Source organism: Phyllobacterium sp. OV277, from assembly GCF_900104355.1.
GTDB lineage: Bacteria > Pseudomonadota > Alphaproteobacteria > Rhizobiales > Rhizobiaceae > Phyllobacterium.
This window is the reverse complement of the sequence record NZ_FNIY01000001.1, coordinates 705,977-722,305: the sequence shown is the minus strand read 5'-3', so window position 1 is coordinate 722,305 and position 16,329 is coordinate 705,977. Positions and strand designations below refer to the sequence as shown.

At 56.6% G+C, this 16,329-nt stretch carries 14 protein-coding genes; 8 read left to right on the top strand and 6 right to left on the bottom strand.

Features of this window, described 5'->3' with window-relative positions:
• Positions 1 to 2 precede the first annotated feature (2 nt).
• Positions 3 to 1,835 carry an aminopeptidase P family protein gene (locus BLU05_RS03585; RefSeq protein WP_091877821.1) on the bottom strand — a complete coding sequence of 611 codons (1,833 nt, stop codon included), beginning with the start codon at positions 1,833 to 1,835 and terminating at the stop codon, positions 3 to 5.
• Positions 1,836 to 2,063: 228 nt separating this feature from the next.
• Between BLU05_RS03585 and BLU05_RS26100 the strand changes: the two genes are divergently transcribed.
• Positions 2,064 to 2,204, top strand: coding sequence for a hypothetical protein (locus BLU05_RS26100; protein ID WP_162700438.1), 141 nt, complete (start codon positions 2,064 to 2,066; stop codon positions 2,202 to 2,204).
• Between the two features lie 52 nt (positions 2,205 to 2,256).
• Here the strand turns inward: BLU05_RS26100 and BLU05_RS03580 are convergent, their stop codons facing one another.
• From BLU05_RS03580 to BLU05_RS26095, 3 genes are all read right to left on the bottom strand, one after another.
• Positions 2,257 to 3,138: a 50S ribosomal protein L11 methyltransferase gene (locus BLU05_RS03580; protein ID WP_091877820.1), complete on the bottom strand. Its 882-nt coding sequence runs from the start codon at positions 3,136 to 3,138 to the stop codon at positions 2,257 to 2,259.
• 266 nt (positions 3,139 to 3,404) lie between these two features.
• Positions 3,405 to 3,998: an SCO family protein gene (locus tag BLU05_RS03575; protein ID WP_091877819.1), complete on the bottom strand. Its 594-nt coding sequence runs from the start codon at positions 3,996 to 3,998 to the stop codon at positions 3,405 to 3,407.
• Between the two features lie 34 nt (positions 3,999 to 4,032).
• Positions 4,033 to 4,194 carry a hypothetical protein gene (locus tag BLU05_RS26095; RefSeq protein ID WP_175540508.1) on the bottom strand — a complete coding sequence of 54 codons (162 nt, stop codon included), beginning with the start codon at positions 4,192 to 4,194 and terminating at the stop codon, positions 4,033 to 4,035.
• 68 nt (positions 4,195 to 4,262) lie between these two features.
• On the opposite strand from BLU05_RS26095, the gene BLU05_RS03570 reads away from it, so the two are divergent.
• On the top strand, positions 4,263 to 4,895 hold the full coding sequence (locus BLU05_RS03570; protein ID WP_091878479.1) for a DapH/DapD/GlmU-related protein: 633 nt from the start codon (positions 4,263 to 4,265) through the stop codon (positions 4,893 to 4,895).
• A gap of 99 nt (positions 4,896 to 4,994) precedes the next feature.
• On the top strand, positions 4,995 to 5,477 hold the full coding sequence (locus BLU05_RS03565; RefSeq protein ID WP_091877818.1) for a CreA family protein: 483 nt from the start codon (positions 4,995 to 4,997) through the stop codon (positions 5,475 to 5,477).
• 1,142 nt (positions 5,478 to 6,619) lie between these two features.
• Here BLU05_RS03565 and BLU05_RS03560 read toward each other — a convergent pair.
• On the bottom strand, positions 6,620 to 9,061 hold the full coding sequence (locus BLU05_RS03560) for an ATP-dependent helicase (RefSeq protein WP_091877817.1): 2,442 nt from the start codon (positions 9,059 to 9,061) through the stop codon (positions 6,620 to 6,622).
• Between the two features lie 245 nt (positions 9,062 to 9,306).
• On the opposite strand from BLU05_RS03560, the gene BLU05_RS03555 reads away from it, so the two are divergent.
• Together BLU05_RS03555 and BLU05_RS03550 are read left to right on the top strand one after the other, a co-directional pair.
• The gene (locus tag BLU05_RS03555; RefSeq protein ID WP_091877816.1) at positions 9,307 to 11,637 is read left to right on the top strand and encodes a glucose/quinate/shikimate family membrane-bound PQQ-dependent dehydrogenase; all 2,331 of its coding nucleotides are present in this window, start codon (positions 9,307 to 9,309) and stop codon (positions 11,635 to 11,637) included.
• Between the two features lie 223 nt (positions 11,638 to 11,860).
• Positions 11,861 to 12,400, top strand: coding sequence for a glyoxalase superfamily protein (locus tag BLU05_RS03550; RefSeq protein WP_091877815.1), 540 nt, complete (start codon positions 11,861 to 11,863; stop codon positions 12,398 to 12,400).
• Positions 12,401 to 12,823: 423 nt separating this feature from the next.
• Here BLU05_RS03550 and BLU05_RS03545 read toward each other — a convergent pair whose 3' ends face one another.
• Positions 12,824 to 13,294 (bottom strand): Lrp/AsnC family transcriptional regulator, encoded by a 471-nt coding sequence (locus BLU05_RS03545; protein WP_091877814.1) that lies wholly within the window; start codon positions 13,292 to 13,294, stop codon positions 12,824 to 12,826.
• A 146-nt stretch (positions 13,295 to 13,440) separates the two neighbouring features.
• On the opposite strand from BLU05_RS03545, the gene BLU05_RS03540 reads away from it, so the two are divergent.
• The 3 genes from BLU05_RS03540 to BLU05_RS03530 all read left to right on the top strand — a co-directional run bounded on the left by BLU05_RS03540 (position 13,441) and on the right by BLU05_RS03530 (position 16,325).
• Positions 13,441 to 14,352, top strand: coding sequence for a DMT family transporter (locus BLU05_RS03540; protein ID WP_091877813.1), 912 nt, complete (start codon positions 13,441 to 13,443; stop codon positions 14,350 to 14,352).
• A gap of 56 nt (positions 14,353 to 14,408) precedes the next feature.
• Positions 14,409 to 15,293, top strand: coding sequence for a dienelactone hydrolase family protein (locus BLU05_RS03535; protein WP_091877812.1), 885 nt, complete (start codon positions 14,409 to 14,411; stop codon positions 15,291 to 15,293).
• Between the two features lie 78 nt (positions 15,294 to 15,371).
• Entirely contained in the window at positions 15,372 to 16,325 is a 954-nt protein-coding gene (locus BLU05_RS03530) for a hypothetical protein (RefSeq protein ID WP_091877811.1), read from the top strand.
• Positions 16,326 to 16,329: the final 4 nt, after the last annotated feature.

Sequence of the window (16,329 nt, the reverse complement as noted above, 5' to 3'; positions counted from 1 at the left end):
GTTTACTGCTGTCCGAACGCCTCGGTTGCCTTGATCAGCCAATCCTTGTCGCCAGCGCTGGTATGCGGCAGCAATGCTTCGCGCACCTGCGCATGGTAGGCATCGAGCCAGACAAGCTCTTCCCGGATCAGCAGGCTTGTGTCGATCAGACGCTTGTCGATGGGGCAGAGCGTGATCGTCTCAAAACCCATCATCGGCAGGTCGCCGCCCTCGGGCACTTCCAGCTCCGTGACGATGAGCAGGTTTTCCGTGCGGATGCCATAGCCGCCGGGCTTGTAGTAACCCGGTTCGTTGGACAGGATCATGCCCGGCAGCAGTTCATGCACACCGCGCTTGGAAATGCTCTGTGGACCTTCATGAACAGACAGAAATGACCCGACACCGTGGCCGGTGCCGTGGCCATAGTCGTAACCCTGTTTCCACAATGCAATGCGGGCAAGCACATCAATGTCCATGCCGCGCGTGCCCTTGGGGAAACGCGCCGTGGTGATGGCGATCACGCCTTTCAGCACCAATGTGAATTTGCGCTTCATATCCTCTGTCGGCTTGCCGACGGGCAGGGTACGGGTTATATCCGTGGTGCCGTCACGATATTGGCCGCCGCTGTCGATCAGATAAAGTTCGCCCTCCTGCAGCTTGCGGTTGGACTGGGTGTTGACGCGGTAATGGGCGAAAGCACCATTGGGACCTGCACCGGAGATGCTGTCAAAGGAGAGGTTTTCCAGCGGCATCTGGAAACCTTCGGCCACAGTGCGGCGGGTTTCCTCAAGCTTCTTGGCGGCGTCGATCTCATCGATCGTGCCGGGAGCCTGCGCATCGATCCATGAGAGGAAAGACACCATGGCAACGCCGTCGCGTTCATGCGATTTGCGGGCGCCTTCAAGCTCCACGGGATTTTTCAGGGCGCGGGGCAGGCGGGCCGGATCGGTTCCTTCGACAATCTTGCCACCGGCATGTTCGACCACCAGCCGTAGCTTTTCGGCTGCCAATGCCGGATCAAGCATCAGCGTTTTCCCCTGTACGCCGATGGATGCCACATCACCTTCAAGAGCTGATGGCGGGCGCAGTGTTGCGAGCTGGGTGAGATAGGCTTCTGTCTCGATCGGCAATTTGCGCTTGTCGATGAAGAGCAGCGGCTCGCCTGAGACGGGAATAATGGCAAAGGCGAGCGGCAACGGCGTATTGCTGACGTCATTGCCACGAATATTGAAGGCCCATGCGATGGATGAAGGGTCGGTCAGCACGGTTGCATCGGCTTTGGCTTTTTCCACCGCTTCGGCCAGTTCCTTCAGCTTGTCGCTGGCGAGTTTCCCCGCATATTTTTCCGGCTGGATCGAGACTGCTTCCAGCGGCGGCGCGGGTTGATCCTCCCAGATGAGATCAACCAGATTGTCCTTCACGGCAACGAGTGTGCCGCCATTGGCCTCAAGCGCTTCGCGCAGTGCTTTGGTCTCGGCAATGGTGTGCAGCCATGGATCAAAGCCGATGGTGAGCTTGCGGCCGCTGTTGCGCAGCCAGACTGGTGGCGGAGTTTCGACAAGGCTTTCCACGGTAAAGACGGCAGGATCGGTCTGCTCGGCGGCCTGCAGCGTGTAGCGGCCATCGACAAACAGATGCGCCTTGCTCTTCAGAACGAGGACAACACCCGCGGAGCCGGTAAAGCCGGTCAGCCAGGCCAGACGTTGCGCGCGCGGCGGAACATATTCTCCCTGATGCTCATCGGCGCGGGGAACGAGAAAACCGTCAAGGCCAAGGGTTTCGAGTTCGGCGCGCAGCTTGGCGACGCGCGGAGCGCCGGTGGCCGGATTGCTGACGACCTCAAACGACTGGAACATAGTGATGCAAACCTCTGTTGGTGGGTGATGGAACCTATCTTTCCACCATCTCCGAGGCAATGGAGAACGCCACTTTTACAGAGGTGATTCATGTGTGCATTGCACAATTATGACTTCGCACATGCACAAAAGCATGGCTGTCATGCAGCAACGCGGATGGCTGGAACAGGGGAGAGTCAGCTATAGCAGTGCAACGGGAGGATCGACTGCCAATCATGGAGATTCAAGATGGCACAGAAGGTCCGCGGGTTTTTCAAGACAGCGCTCGAAAATCTGATCGCTTACCGCACGTCGCAGATTGAGCGGTATGTTGTCCGCACTGTTGACGGCAAGCGCGAAAGAACCAAGCACATTGTCTACTTCGTATAAATAAAGGGCAGCCCGAAGCTGCCCTTTTTATTTGCTGCAAGTGTAATTGGCATCAATAGGTGGATTTTGCCTTGAGGTGCAGAGTGACCCAGCCTTCGCGCCGCAGGGTTTTCTGATGAAAAAGGCCCTGCACGCGATAGGCCGCCAGTACCTTGTCGCGCTGGGTTTCCAGAATTCCCGACAGAATGAGCGATCCACCCCAGGCCAGATGCTTGCGCATCTCAGGTGCCAGCTGCATCAGCGGGCGCGCCAGAATATTGGCAACGATCAGATCGAATGGCGCGGCAAAGCGCAGGGCAGGGTGATGAAAACCTGTTGCTGTTTCGGTCTGCACGCGCGCTGCAACACCGTTCTTCACCACATTATCCTGCGCCACCGCCACGGCAACCGGATCGATATCGGTTGCCAGAACCGGAATGGGCGCAAGTTTGGCAATGCCGATGGCCAGCACCGCGCTGCCTGTGCCCAGATCCAGCGCATTGCGCGGATGCTCGCGGCGGATCACTTCGCCGATCATGTCGAGGCAGCCGGAGGTGGTGCCGTGATGACCGGTACCGAAAGCAAGCCCCGCATCGATTTCGATACCCAGATCATTGACGCGGCGCTTGTCGCGATCATGCGAGCCATGCACGAAAAAGCGGCCAGCACGCACGGGGGAAAGCCCTTCCAGCGAATGGGCCACCCAGTCAATGTCGGGCACCTGTTCACGTCTGACCTCAAGATCAAAGGCATTGGCGCTGAGAATATCGCGGATGCGCGGCTCGATCTCATCAGGCTCGAACGTATAGACCGAGACATCGAAGATTTCCGCATCCTCATCCACCTCGAATGTGGAGATCGGCAGGCCGTCCTCTTCAAAGGCAAGCTGCAACAGATCAAACACCCGGTCGGCTTCAATCTTGCCAGCGGTGAGGAACAGGCGGGTCTGGGTCATCAGGTCGTGTACTTTCGGACTTGGGGTGGTGTTTGTGTGGTTGGTTGTATCAGAATTGTGTGGTTCGTGGTTCGACAAGCTCACCATGAGGGGCTTGGGTGGATGTAACGCTAATCACCAACGTTGCAGATCAGTAAGGTCGCAGAACTTGACTCCCTTGCATCCCCACTCTCCCTCATGGTGAGCTTGTCGAACCACGAACCACGAACCATATTGATGCAATGAACGATGAACAATGTTCATGCAACGCACCATCAGTCACAACATCAACTCTTTGCCAGACGTTTCAACTTTGCGACAGCCGTATCAGGATTTTCGCCATAGGCAATGGTGCCGAAGAAGCCGCCCTTGCTATCCAGAAGAAACACCGAGGCGGTGTGGTCCATGGTGTAGTCATTGCCTTCGGTCGGCACCTTGCGCGCATAAACGGCATAGCCTTTCAGCATCGCTGCCATTTTGACCGGATCGCCTGTGATGCCGACAATACGGTCGGATACATTGCCCACATAGGATTTCATCACATCGGCGGTATCGCGATCCGGGTCCACAGTGACGAAATAGGCGTTGATGTTCTGGCCATCAGGTCCAAGCTGCTTCAGCCATGCATCGAGTTCAAACAGGGTCGTCGGGCAAATCTCCGGGCAATGGGTGAAGCCAAAGAAAACCGCCGATGGTTTTTGCCGGAAAGCCGCCTCGGTGATTGGCTGGCCATTCATATTCACAAGCTGAAAAGGCACGCCAAACGGCCCTGAATTGGCCGACCCTGATTGCTGGCGATAGGATTGGAAAGTGGTCCATCCGGCAACCGCGGCAAGGGCGATGATTGCGATGACAAGCACCGGCATAAAGCGTCTGTTCATAGGGGAATTTCCTTTAAGGGCCGTCCTGACGCTTCTACATGCACCACGAAAGACCCGCCTGAATCAGCGACAGGAAGATCGTATCACCATGGTTGAACCATGCGGCAAAGGTAATGCCCGTTGCGGTGGCGGCAATAAGCGCCAGCGTTGCATAGAGCGCCATTTGCGATGGGCTGATGGAATATGATGATTTCATTGCTTGATTATAGGATTTCACCCGCATTTATGCAAAAGGATTGGCGCACACTTATTTGAGAAAACATGATGGCTGACCCTGACGATCTGCGTTTCCAGAATCCCGAGCCGCGCATTCACCCGACGGCACAGCTGAAGGGCGTCAAGCTTGGCCGGTTTGCCGAGGTGAATGAACGGGTAATTTTACGCGATGTCACCATGGGGGATTTTTCCTATATTGAACGCCATAGCGAAGGCATTTACGCCGATATTGGCCGCTTCTGTTCCATTGCCTCCAATGTGCGTATCAATGCGCTCGAACATCCGATGGAGCGGCTGACCACCCACAAGGTCAGCTATCGGCCAAACGAGTTTTTCCGCTATCGTGGCCTCGATTTCGAGTTTCGGGCGCGCCGGCAGGCAAAGCGCGTCAGCATCGGCCATGATGTGTGGATTGGCCATGGCGCGGTGATCATGCCCGGCATCAGCATTGGCCACGGTGCTGTTGTCGGCGCCAACGCTGTCGTGACCAAGAATGTTGCCCCCTATATGATCGTTGCCGGTAACGCAGCACGGGTGATCCGCCCGCGTTTTCCCGCTGAGATTGCCGAACGCCTGATCGCGCTCTCATGGTGGGATTGGCCCACCGAGACGATTTTTGACGCCATTCCTGATATCCAGTCGCTCAGCATCGAAGATTTTCTTGCAAAGTGGGAACGATAGAAGCCACAAGCCGTTCTGCTTGAAATTCCAAGAGCCAGTGTCCAACTGTGTCTGGGTTCAACCTTGTCTGGCACTTCTAATAATTTCAGGAGAATTTCGATGAAGCGTATGCTTGCTGCTCTGGCCCTTCTGGGCGCTACCATCCTGCCTGTACAGGCGGAGGAGGTCGGCAAGGTCGGCGTTGACTGGCTGGGCAATGACATTGTCATTGATGCGGTTGTCGATCCGAAAATCCAGGGCGTGACCTGCCATCTCGCTTCGTTTTCACGTGGCATGATCGACCGGCTGCAGAAGGGCAACTGGTTCGAGGACCCATCCAACGCATCGATCTCCTGCCAGCAGACAGGGCCGATTGTGATCGGCGATATCAAGCTTGGCGAAGGCGGCGAGCGGGTTTTTTCCGAACGCACCAGCCTGATCTGGAAGAAGCTGAACATCACCCGTATCTATGACAAGCAGAACAATTCGCTTGTTTATCTCGCCCATGCCAGCCAGGTGCAGGATGGCTCGGCCAAAACCTCGATCTCGACCATTCCACTGTTTGCCGGGAATGTGACTTGGGCGAAGGGCAAGCCCGAGTAAGAGGGGGTGTGCGTGCGTCGTGGTTCGACATAACAACCATGAGGGAGATGGATGCAACGCGAATCGCAAAGGTTGCAGAACTTGACTCCCCCGCAACCCACCCCATTGCCCCCCACCGTCATCCTCGGGCTTGACCCGAGGACCCATGTTGATAACTGCTGAGTATCGGTTTCGTTTATTCTCCTTAGCCGTGGGTCCTCGGGTCAAGCCCGAGGATGACAGTGGGGCAGGTTGCGGGTGGGATAGATTGCGGTGGGGTGGGTTGCGGGGGAGTCAAGTTCTGCAACGGTGAAGATTAGTTTTGCAACCAAACCACCCCCCTCATCCTGAGCTTGTCGAAGGGCGCAACAACGGTTCTGCAGCCGACCAAATTATACCCTCCCCATTGCCACGCCCGCTTTTGCGTCTGGCTATTGAAAGGTGGGAAAGACGGGCGATCCAAAGGGGAACGCGGGGTCTTGGTATTGGTAGTCTAATCAGTGCGTTCCCCAGAGATTTTCCTGTTTTGTCAAGAAACTCCCGGATCACCCGTCCCGATGACTGGTTTTTACCCTTGTGAGATAAAACCTTTCCTCTGCGGTTGGGTTCTCCCCGCAGACGAAATCACCGATCCTTTCCTGACTTCAGAAGGTTTCCGGAGCATTCCCGCCGGAAAGGACACCATCAGAATAAGCGAGGTGGGATGGTGTTGGATAAGTTGGTGTGATTTTTTTTGAAAAGAGGTGGTTGCAGTAACATGGTTCGTGGTTCGACAAGCTCACCATGAGGGAGAGGGAGGATTGCGGGGAGTCAAGTTCTGCAACCTTTATGAGGTACGACGTTTGTGATGTGCGATCTCTGCGATTATCGTTGCATCCATCCAAGCCCCTCATGGTGAGCTTGTCGAACCACGCACCATGAAGCCGTGGCATTCACCCCCCTCTGTCCTGTCGGACATCTCCCCCACAAGGGCGGAGATCAGCCATCACTACCGCCTTTGCACAATCTGAAACTTTTCCTGTTGTGCAAAAGCGTTCATGTCAATGTGATCTCCCCCCTTGTGGGGGAGATGTCCGACAGGACAGAGGGGGGTGAATACTTGCCAACACTTCCAAGTTGGTGCCGCTACACGCCCAGACCTGCGGTCCGTCATGAACGTTGGCTCAAATCTGCTTTACAAAACTATCCAGCACGCGTTTTTGACCGGCCTTGTCAAAATCGATGGTCAGTTTGTTGCCTTCGATGGACGACACATTGCCGTTGCCGAACTTGATATGGAAAACCCGGTCGCCGACATCGAAATTCGATGGGGTTTCGCTGACGGATTTGGCCACCAGTTCGCCGTCGATCATGCGGCCCTTGACCGAGCCGCGTCCGGCGCCGTGGCCGGAATCCGTTTCGCCGTAACCGATGCGCTCGACCTTTGAGCCGGAGCGCGAGCCCCAATTGTTGCGCGTGGCATCGGAGCGGTTTTGCTGGGCGCGCTGCCAGCCGGGGGTGGAATAGGTGTTTTCGAATGGATCGGCCCGGTCAAAGCGCGACTGGCCATAACCGCCACCAGAGCCGTAACCGCCATAGGAATTACCCGTCGCAACAACCTCGACATGCGCTTCCGGCAGTTCTTCGAGAAAACGCGACGGGATAGTCGATTGCCACAGGCCATGAATGCGCCGGTTCGAGACGAACCAGATATGCAGGTTTTTCTTGGCGCGGGTTACGCCGACATAGGCAAGCCGCCGCTCTTCCTCAAGGCCGGAACGCCCACCCTCATCCAGCGCACGCTGGTGCGGGAACAGACCTTCCTCCCAGCCGGGGAGGAACACGGTTTCAAACTCAAGCCCCTTGGCTGAATGCAGCGTCATGATATTGACGGCATCGAGATTTTCGTTCTGCTCGGCATCCATGACCAGCGCCACATGCTCGAGGAAGGAGCGCAGGGACTCGTACTCCTCCATGGAGCGGATAAGTTCTTTCAGGTTTTCCAGCCTGCCCGGTGCTTCCGCAGAACGGTCCGCCTGCCACATGGCGGTGTAACCGGACTCATCTAGGATCATTTCCGCCAATTGCGTGTGCGGCGTAGAATCAATCAGGGATTGCCAGCGGTGGAAATTCTCCACCACTTCGCGCAGGGCGGAGCGAGGTTTGGGTTTCAACTCTTCCGTCTGCACCAGATCGGCAGCGGCATCCAGCATACCAATATCGCGGGCGCGGGCATAATCATGCACCTGCCGGATCGCTGCTTCACCCAGACCGCGTTTGGGGGTGTTGACGATGCGCTCCAGCGCCAGATCATCAGACCCTTGCGCGACAACGCGGAAATAGGCGAGGGCATCGCGGATTTCGAGCCGTTCATAGAAACGCGGACCGCCAACGACGCGGTAATTCAGGCCAAGGGTAACGAAACGGTCTTCGAACTCGCGCATCTGGAAGGAGGCGCGCACGAGGATCGCCATGTTGTTGAGGGTGTGGCCCTTGCGCTGTGCCTGTTCGATTTCCTCGCCGACAGCGCGGGCTTCCTCTTCGGAATCCCACGCGGCGTGGACATTCACCTTGGCGTCTTCGGGGTTTGCTGCATCGGTGAACAGGGTTTTGCCGAGGCGGCCCTCATTGTGGGAAATGAGGAATGAGGCCGCGCCAAGAATATGTGCCGTCGAGCGGTAATTGCGCTCCAGACGGATCACGACAGCGCCGGGAAAATCCTTTTCGAAGCGCAGGATATTGTCGACTTCGGCACCGCGCCAGCCATAGATCGACTGATCGTCATCGCCAACGCAGCAGACATTCTTTGAGCCCTGCGAAATCAGGCGCAGCCACATATATTGCGCGGTGTTGGTGTCCTGATACTCGTCCACGAGGATATAGCGGAATTTGGCGTGATATTCCTTGAGCACATCCGGATAGGCGAGGAACATGCGGATGGGATGGCAAAGCAGATCGCCGAAATCGCAGGCGTTGAGGGTTTTCAGGCGGTTCTGATAGGCGGTATAAAGCTCGCGGCCCTTGCCATTGGCAAAGGCGCGGGCATCGCCTTCAGGGATTTCCGTCGGGCCAAGGCCCTTGTTCTTCCAGCCATCAATCATCAGCGCGAACTGTTTGGCGGGCCAGCGCTTGTCATCCAGCCCTTCGGCCTGAATGATCTGCTTGATCAGGCGGATGACATCATCCGTGTCGAGAATGGTAAAATCAGAGCGTAGACCGACCAGTTCCGCATGGCGGCGCAAAAGCTTGACGCCGATTGAGTGGAACGTGCCGAGCCATGGCATGCCCTCCACGGCACCGCCGACGAGAACGCCGATACGCTCCTTCATCTCGCGTGCCGCCTTGTTGGTGAAGGTCACCGCAAGGATCTGGCTGGGATAGGCTTTGCCGAGCGACAGGATATGGGCGATGCGTGAGGTCAGGACCCGCGTCTTGCCCGTGCCTGCACCGGCCAGAACCAGCACGGGACCTTCAGTGGTTTCAACTGCAAGGCGCTGTTCGGGGTTGAGGCCATTGAGGTAAGGCGGCATGCCGCGCGCCTGCATGGCGCGTGCAGCTATGCCCGAGGGCTGGCGAGGCGCATCAGGTTCGTCGAAAAACGGAATATCGTCTGGCAATCCGGACATTTGTCTCCAATGTAGTGATTCGGCACCAAAAAACTAGGTCAATGCGATACAAAGCAAGAACATACAGCATTTACCTGATTGTTTCCCCTGAAACTTGCGATTGAAAAATTCAATCATCGATATTGCACCGGTTTGAATTAAGGCATACGCCTTAGTGATTAAGAGGAATCTGGCAGCCGATGGCCCGTTCGCAGCCTCATGTCAGGACCATTCGATCTTGATTGAGCTTGGAAAGGACCCCTGCCATGGCAATCACTCTAACGGCTCTCCTTTTTCTCATTATTGCGGCTGCCCTTGGTGGGGGCGGTGTCTGGCTCGCCGCTCTTGGCGGCAGCTGGTACTATATCATCGCGGCTCTTGCCTTTCTTCTCACCTCCATTCTGCTGTTCCGAAGGCGACCCTCCGCCTTGCTTGTTTATGCGGTGCTGGTAATCGGCACGCTTGGCTGGGCAATCTGGGAAATAGGGTTTGACTGGTGGCAGCTTGCACCGCGCGGCGGTGTTATTATTCTCCTCGCGCTCTGGTTGCTGACCCCATGGGTGCGCGGCAAACTTGTGCGGGCAGGCGGTGAAAGTTCGGCAGCCGGTAGTGCTGCGCTGTTTGTGACGGTTCTGGTGGCGCTTGGTGTTGCCGGTTATTCCATGACGCAGGACCCGCTTGATCTCGCGGGCCAGCTCAGCAAGGAGGCGGTCGTTACAGAGCCGGATCTTGGCGGTGTGCCCAATGATGACTGGCATTATTATGGCCGCAGCCTTTACGGCCAGCGCTATTCGCCGCTGAAGCAGATCACGCCTGATAATGTCGCCAATCTGCAGGTGGCATGGACCTATCAGACCGGCGATGTGCGCCGTTCGACTGATGTGCCTGAGACGACCTATCAGGTCACGCCGCTCAAAGTGCGTGACACGCTTTATATCTGCACACCGCACAATTTCGTCATTGCGCTGGATGCGGCGAGCGGCAAGGAAAAATGGCGCTTTGATCCGCAGGTGAAGGACAATAATGACCGGCAGCATCAGACCTGCCGCGGTGTTTCCTATTATGCGGATGCAAGCATAGCCGCCGGTCAGCCCTGTGCAGAGCGGGTCTATATGCCAACTGCCGATGCCCGGTTGATTGCGCTTGACGCGGCCAATGGTCAGGTTTGTCCGGCTTTTGGCGACAAGGGCACCGTGCATCTTGAAACCGGCATGCCCTATAATCCCGCCGGTTATTACTATTCCACCTCGCCGCCGGTTATTGCCGCAGGCAAAATCATTGTCGGCGGTGCGGTCAACGACAATTACTCCATCCACGAACAGTCAGGCGTTATTCGCGCCTTCGATATCAACACCGGTGCGCTGGTGTGGAACTGGGATTCCGGCAATCCTGATGTGACGACACCGCTGCCGGAAGGGCAGAAATATACGGCGAATTCCCCCAATAGCTGGTCGATTTCCAGTGCCGATGAAAAGCTTGGCTTGCTTTATGTGCCGCTCGGCAACCAGACGCCCGATCAGCTTGGGGCAGGGCGCTCGGCCAATGTGGAGAAATTCTCCTCGTCCATCGTGGCGCTTGATTTGAACAGCGGCCAGCTGCGTTGGGTGCGCCAGACTGTCCATCATGATCTGTGGGACATGGATGTGCCCTCGCAGCCAAGTCTTATCGATGTGAATACGGCAACAGGTACAGTACCGGCGCTGGTCGGTCCGACAAAGCAGGGTGATCTCTATGTGCTCGACCGGCGGTCGGGTGAGCCGATCATTCCTATCGAGGAAGTGCCTGCACCGGGCGGTGCTATCGAGGGCGATCACACATCGCCGACACAGCCGGTTTCGGGCCTGACCTTCATGCCGCAACCCTTGCAGGGCAAGGATATGTGGGGCGTCAGCATGTTCGATCAGCTCGCCTGCCGCATCAACTTCCTCAAGCTGCGTTATGAGGGCCGGTATACGCCGCCGTCACTACAGGGCTCGCTGATCTATCCCGGCAATTTCGGCGTGTTCAACTGGGGCGGCGTTGCCGTTGATCCTGAACGGCAGATCATGTTCGGGATGCCGACCTATCTCGCCTTTACCTCGCGGCTGGTGCCGCGTGCCGACGTGCCTGCACCCGGTGCTGGCACAAAGGGCAGCGAGCAGGGTCTCAACCGCAATGAAGGTGCGCCCTATGCGGTGGTGATGGGACCGTTTGTCTCGCCGCTTGGTCTGCCCTGCCAGACACCGCCCTGGGGCTACGTGGCCGGTGCGGATTTGCGCACAGGCAAGATCGCCTGGAAGCATCGCAACGGCACTGTTTATGATTCCTCGCCGCTGCCACTGCCATTCAAGGTCGGCGTGCCCGGCCTTGGCGGTCCGATCATCACGGCTGGCGGCGTGGCATTCCTCGGCGCATCTGTTGATAATTACCTGCGCGCCTATGATGTGACCAGCGGCAAGCAGCTATGGGAAGGGCGTCTTCCCGCCGGTGGCCAGTCGACACCAATGTCCTATGCGCTGGCTGATGGGAAGCAGTATGTCGTTATCGTCGCCGGTGGGCATGGCTCGATCAATACCAAGCCGGGCGATTACGTCGTCGCCTATACGCTGCCGAAGTAATAGCCCCGTATGACAAGCCTCCCGGATTGCCGTCCGGGAGGCTTTTTGTTGACTGCTTTCCAAACTGCCCTTATCCATAAAGCAGGCAGATACAGCCAGCCGCTCGCGGGTTCCTAACCCAAGGTGAATGTATCAAAAGAAGCTTCGTTTCATCCTTGTCTGGTGAACGGGTCGGCAATGCGGGCACTGACTTTCCTCGTTCACATGACGATAGGGATAGACGATGCGTACTTTTCACGACGCCAAGGCGATGGCCAAATCGCTGCGACAGGCACTGGCTGCCAAAAATATCGATATTTCGCACAGTGATGGTCTGGAACTGGTTGCGGCCGGCTTCGGTCTCGATAACTGGAACGTGCTTGCGGCAAAAATTGCGGCAGAAGAACCTGCCGGGAAGGATGCTGTATCCTTCGGGCCTGCCAATCCGATCCTGCGGATTTTCGATGTGGACAAGGCAAGAGAGTTTTATCTGGATTTTCTTGGCTTTACGCTGGATTGGGAGCACCGGTTTGGTGACGATTTCCCGCTTTATTGCCAGGTCTCACGCTCCGGCTTGACGCTGCATCTGAGCGAGCATTCCGGTGATGCGAGCCCCGGCGCGCGGGTTTTTGTACGGATGAAGGGTATTGAAGCCTTTCATAAGGAACTTCACGCCAAGAATTACCGCTTCATGAAACCCGGTCTTGAGGATGCTCCATGGGGCCGCGAGGTGCATGTGACCGATCCATTCAGCAACCGCATTTCATTTTGTGAGGATAAATAGAGTGCTTTGTGTTGGCGGTGCTGGAGTGATCCGGTGCTGCCAGCATTCATCTGCATGAAAGATGCTGGGTATCATGAAAGATGCTGGGCATCCCTCCCTCCGTCATCCTCGGGCTTGACCCGAGGACCCACGGCAAACAAGCAAAATCGGTACCGATACATTGCAATATTACTGACCTCAACGATGGGTCCTCGGGTCAAGCCCGAGGATGACGGAGGGAGGGATGCTAAGATGACGGAGAGAGCGATGCTAGATGACGGAGAGAGCGATGCTAGATCACGGAGAGAGCGATGCTAGATGACAGCGAGATAGGTGCTTTAGGATGACAGCGAGGTAGTTACTTTTGGAATCACAGAGAGATGGATGTTTAAGGACGGTGGTGAGATAGGTGTTTTAGGTTGCCAGAAGGAAGCGTTCGTTTTTTCAGCGCATAGGCAGTTTCAGCGGGGCGCCTGATTTGATGATGCGGATGGCGAAGTTGGAGCGGATGTCCGAAATACCGGGCATCACCAGCAATTTTTCTGTCAGGAAACGCTCATAGGCGCTCAAATCCTCCACCACCACTTCGGCCAGAAAATCGGCAGTTCCTGATATCAGAAAGGCTCCGGTCACCTCAGGCAAGGCGATCAGCGCGGCCTGCTGGGCATCGGAGTTCTCCTTACTGTGCTGTCCGACCTTGATTTCGACAAACACAGTGAGGCCAAGCCCGACCTCCTTGCGGTCAATATCGGCGCGGTAGCCACGGATCACCCCTGATTTTTCCAGATTGCGGATACGGCGCAGGCAGGGTGAGGGCGACAGATTCACCTTCTCCGCAATTTCCACATTGGTTGCCCGTGCGTCATCCTGCAGTGCTTCAAGAATGCCGATATCGAATTTATCCAGATTTGGCATAAATCACCTTTCAGTTCGATAAAACTTTGCGAATATTGCTGAAATGGTAGTTGTAGTGGCATCAACTTGCAAGGACATGCTCGTGCCATTGGCGGTAATCTCCTTTCAACAGAAGTCATCAGGACTGATTTTGAAAGGATATTCCGATGGTTGCTCTCGTTCAGGACTACAAGAAGTCCACATCATCAGGCGCAGGTTATGCCGGGGCGCTGGTGACGGTTCTCATCTGGGCCACATGGATTATCGCCACGCGCCACAGTACAGGCACACAGCTGGGTACCATTGATCTTGGCCTGATCCGGTATGGTGTTCCCGCGCTGGTTCTGTCGCCGGTCTGGCTGCGCACTGGTCTTATTCCACGCAATGTACCGCTGATCCTTCTGGTGATTATGGTGGGCGGCGCCGGTGCCCTGTTTTTCCAGTTCACCACCTTTGCCATTCATTCCACTCCGGCATCCGCCGTCGGTGTGCTGCTTGGTGGATCAATGCCGCTGGCTGCTGCGCTGATCGGTGTCATTCTGTTCGGTGAGCGGCCCGATCTGTTCCGCAGTCTCGGCCTTGCCGCGATTGTCGGTGGTCTTGCCATCCTCTTGGTGCGCGCCGTTGCAGGCCATGAAATCACATGGATCAGCTTTGTCTTCCTGCCGCTGGGGGCCTTGCTGTGGGCTGGATATACCCATGCATTCCGCCGCTCGGGCCTGACCGCGCTGGAAGGCGGCGCGCTCATCGCCGTGTGGTCCTTCATCATCCATATTGGCCTTGCCTTGGTCTTCGGAACAACGATCATGACAGTGCCGCTGGGCGAGATTGGTTTGCAGTTTTTGAGCCAGGGTATTCTGTCGGGGCTTGCCGCCATGCTCGCCTATGGGATCGCTGTGCGTGCCCTCGGTGGCAGCCAGGCGGCGGCTTTCAGTGCGCTTACTCCTGTCCTTGCAGCGTTTGGTGGTGCCATCTTCCTTGACGAGCCGGTCGGCGTCTGGGAAATTAGCGCAGCAGTGATGACTGGACTCGGCGTTGCGCTCTCCACCGGTGTCCTTTCCCATCGTCTCAAGGGATGATGGGAAACGGCAGGGGTTCGACGGCCCGGCAGCCCTCTTCGATGGAAAGAACCATAATGGACAAGCCGAAGACCCCGAAGATCAATCAGGCCATGGTTGATGCCTATGATGAATATACGCATCTGACCCTTGACCGGCGGGCGTTCATGGACAAGCTTGCCAAGCTGGCGGGTTCCGGCGCAGCTGCGGCTGTCATCGCACCGATGCTGGCGGCAAATTCCGCACAGGCCGCCATTGTTGCCACCGATGATGCAAGGCTTTTCACCAAGGATGTGATCTATTCGGGCTCGTCAGGCGATATGAAGGGATACCGCGCGCGTCAGGCAGACGTGACAGGTAAACTGCCTGCGGTCATCATCATCCACGAGAATCGTGGTCTCAATGGTCATATTCGCGACGTCGCCCGGCGCATGGCGCTGGAAGGCTTTACGGTGCTGGCGCCGGATTTTCTGTCATCGGCCGGTGGTACGCCCGCTGATGAAGACAAGGCGCGCGACCTGATTGCCAGTCTTGATGCGAATAAGACGATTGCCGAGGGGGTGGCGACCATCGACTATCTCAGGGCGGAAAAATACACCAATGGCAAGGTCGGCGTGATGGGCTTTTGCTGGGGTGGCGGACTGGTCAATGATCTTGCGGTGAATTCGCCGGAGCTTGGTGCTGGTGTTGCCTATTATGGCCGCCAGCCGAAAGCCGAGGACGTGGCGAAAATCAAAGCACCATTGCTGCTGCACTATGCGGGCTTGGATACGCGGATCAATGCGGGCATTGATGGCTACAGGAAAGCCCTTGAGGACAATGGAAAAACCTTCGATATCGAGGTTTATGAGGGTGTGAACCATGCGTTCAACAATGACACATCCACCGCACGCTATAGCAAGGAAGCCTCTGACCTTGCCTGGAGCCGGACGGTTGCATTCTTCAAGAAGTATCTGAGCTGATCCACTGGTGTGAAACCAATCGCTTGCCAGACCGTTCCAGTCATTGCTACTGACAGGGCCGAAACGGGGATTGCCTTCATGCGCTATATAACTGCCATTCTGGTCTTTATCGCACTGTCGCTTGGCGGCGGACAGATGGCGTTTGCGCAGGAAGCGGTTTTCCCGGAAGGATCAAGCGTCGGGCTCGTCGTTCCCAAGAACATGCAGGCATCATCCACATTCAGCGGCTTCGAAGATATCAAGACGGGTGCGTCAATCGTCCTGACCGAACTGCCGGCTGAAGCCTATGCTCAAATATCAGGCAAGTTTAACGCGGAAGGCCTGGCTCCGACGGGCATTGTGGTCACCGACGCGGTTCGGGACTGGACCGTCAAGGGCGCGTCTGCTGCCAAGTTTGTTCACGGCAGCCAGATCGCATCGGGCATCAAGTATCGCAAATGGATCGTGCTGACGCAGGGGCCAACGACCACAGCAATGATCACCATGCAGGTTCCTGACGGTGCTGCGGGCGGTCCTTCCGATGCGGATGTGGAAGATACGTTGCGTTCAATTGCCGTGCGCACGCCGCCAACCCTTGAAGAGCAGGTGGCCGCCTTGCCATTCAAAGTGGGTCAACTGGAGGGTTTTCGCCCCATCCGCGCCATTGCCGGGGCAACCTATCTTCTGACTGATGGTCCGCAGGATATTCCCGCCAATTCCTCGCAGCCGGTGGTGATCATTGCCTCCAATCTCGGCAATGCGCCAGAGGCGGCTCAACGCATGGATTTTGCCAAGCAGGCCTTTGCGTCGTTGACAGGTATCAAGGACGTTCGCTCCAACAATGAAACGAGTTCCGAAGCGGATGGGGGAGAGTGGGTCGAGATCGACGGAAGCGCCACTGATGCTGCGAGCGGCGATGCACTTTATGTCGCGCAGATCGCCCGGTTCGAGACTGCCCGCTATGTTCGCGCCATCCTGATCGTGCGCGACAGCGAGAAGGATAAATATGCAGAACGTTTCCGCAGGCTGGCCAAGTCGCTGACGATCAACTAAAATT

Bases quoted from the DNA above. Each gene is read 5' to 3' on its own strand.
- BLU05_RS03585 (WP_091877821.1), bottom strand. From the start codon at position 1,835: ATGTTCCAGTCGTTTGAGGTCGTCAGCAATCCGGCCACCGGCGCTCCG.
- BLU05_RS26100 (WP_162700438.1), top strand. From the start codon at position 2,064: ATGGCACAGAAGGTCCGCGGGTTTTTCAAGACAGCGCTCGAAAATCTG.
- BLU05_RS03580 (WP_091877820.1), bottom strand. From the start codon at position 3,138: ATGACCCAGACCCGCCTGTTCCTCACCGCTGGCAAGATTGAAGCCGAC.
- BLU05_RS03575 (WP_091877819.1), bottom strand. From the start codon at position 3,998: ATGAACAGACGCTTTATGCCGGTGCTTGTCATCGCAATCATCGCCCTT.
- BLU05_RS26095 (WP_175540508.1), bottom strand. From the start codon at position 4,194: ATGAAATCATCATATTCCATCAGCCCATCGCAAATGGCGCTCTATGCA.
- BLU05_RS03570 (WP_091878479.1), top strand. From the start codon at position 4,263: ATGGCTGACCCTGACGATCTGCGTTTCCAGAATCCCGAGCCGCGCATT.
- BLU05_RS03565 (WP_091877818.1), top strand. From the start codon at position 4,995: ATGAAGCGTATGCTTGCTGCTCTGGCCCTTCTGGGCGCTACCATCCTG.
- BLU05_RS03560 (WP_091877817.1), bottom strand. From the start codon at position 9,061: ATGTCCGGATTGCCAGACGATATTCCGTTTTTCGACGAACCTGATGCG.
- BLU05_RS03555 (WP_091877816.1), top strand. From the start codon at position 9,307: ATGGCAATCACTCTAACGGCTCTCCTTTTTCTCATTATTGCGGCTGCC.
- BLU05_RS03550 (WP_091877815.1), top strand. From the start codon at position 11,861: ATGCGTACTTTTCACGACGCCAAGGCGATGGCCAAATCGCTGCGACAG.
- BLU05_RS03545 (WP_091877814.1), bottom strand. From the start codon at position 13,294: ATGCCAAATCTGGATAAATTCGATATCGGCATTCTTGAAGCACTGCAG.
- BLU05_RS03540 (WP_091877813.1), top strand. From the start codon at position 13,441: ATGGTTGCTCTCGTTCAGGACTACAAGAAGTCCACATCATCAGGCGCA.
- BLU05_RS03535 (WP_091877812.1), top strand. From the start codon at position 14,409: ATGGACAAGCCGAAGACCCCGAAGATCAATCAGGCCATGGTTGATGCC.
- BLU05_RS03530 (WP_091877811.1), top strand. From the start codon at position 15,372: ATGCGCTATATAACTGCCATTCTGGTCTTTATCGCACTGTCGCTTGGC.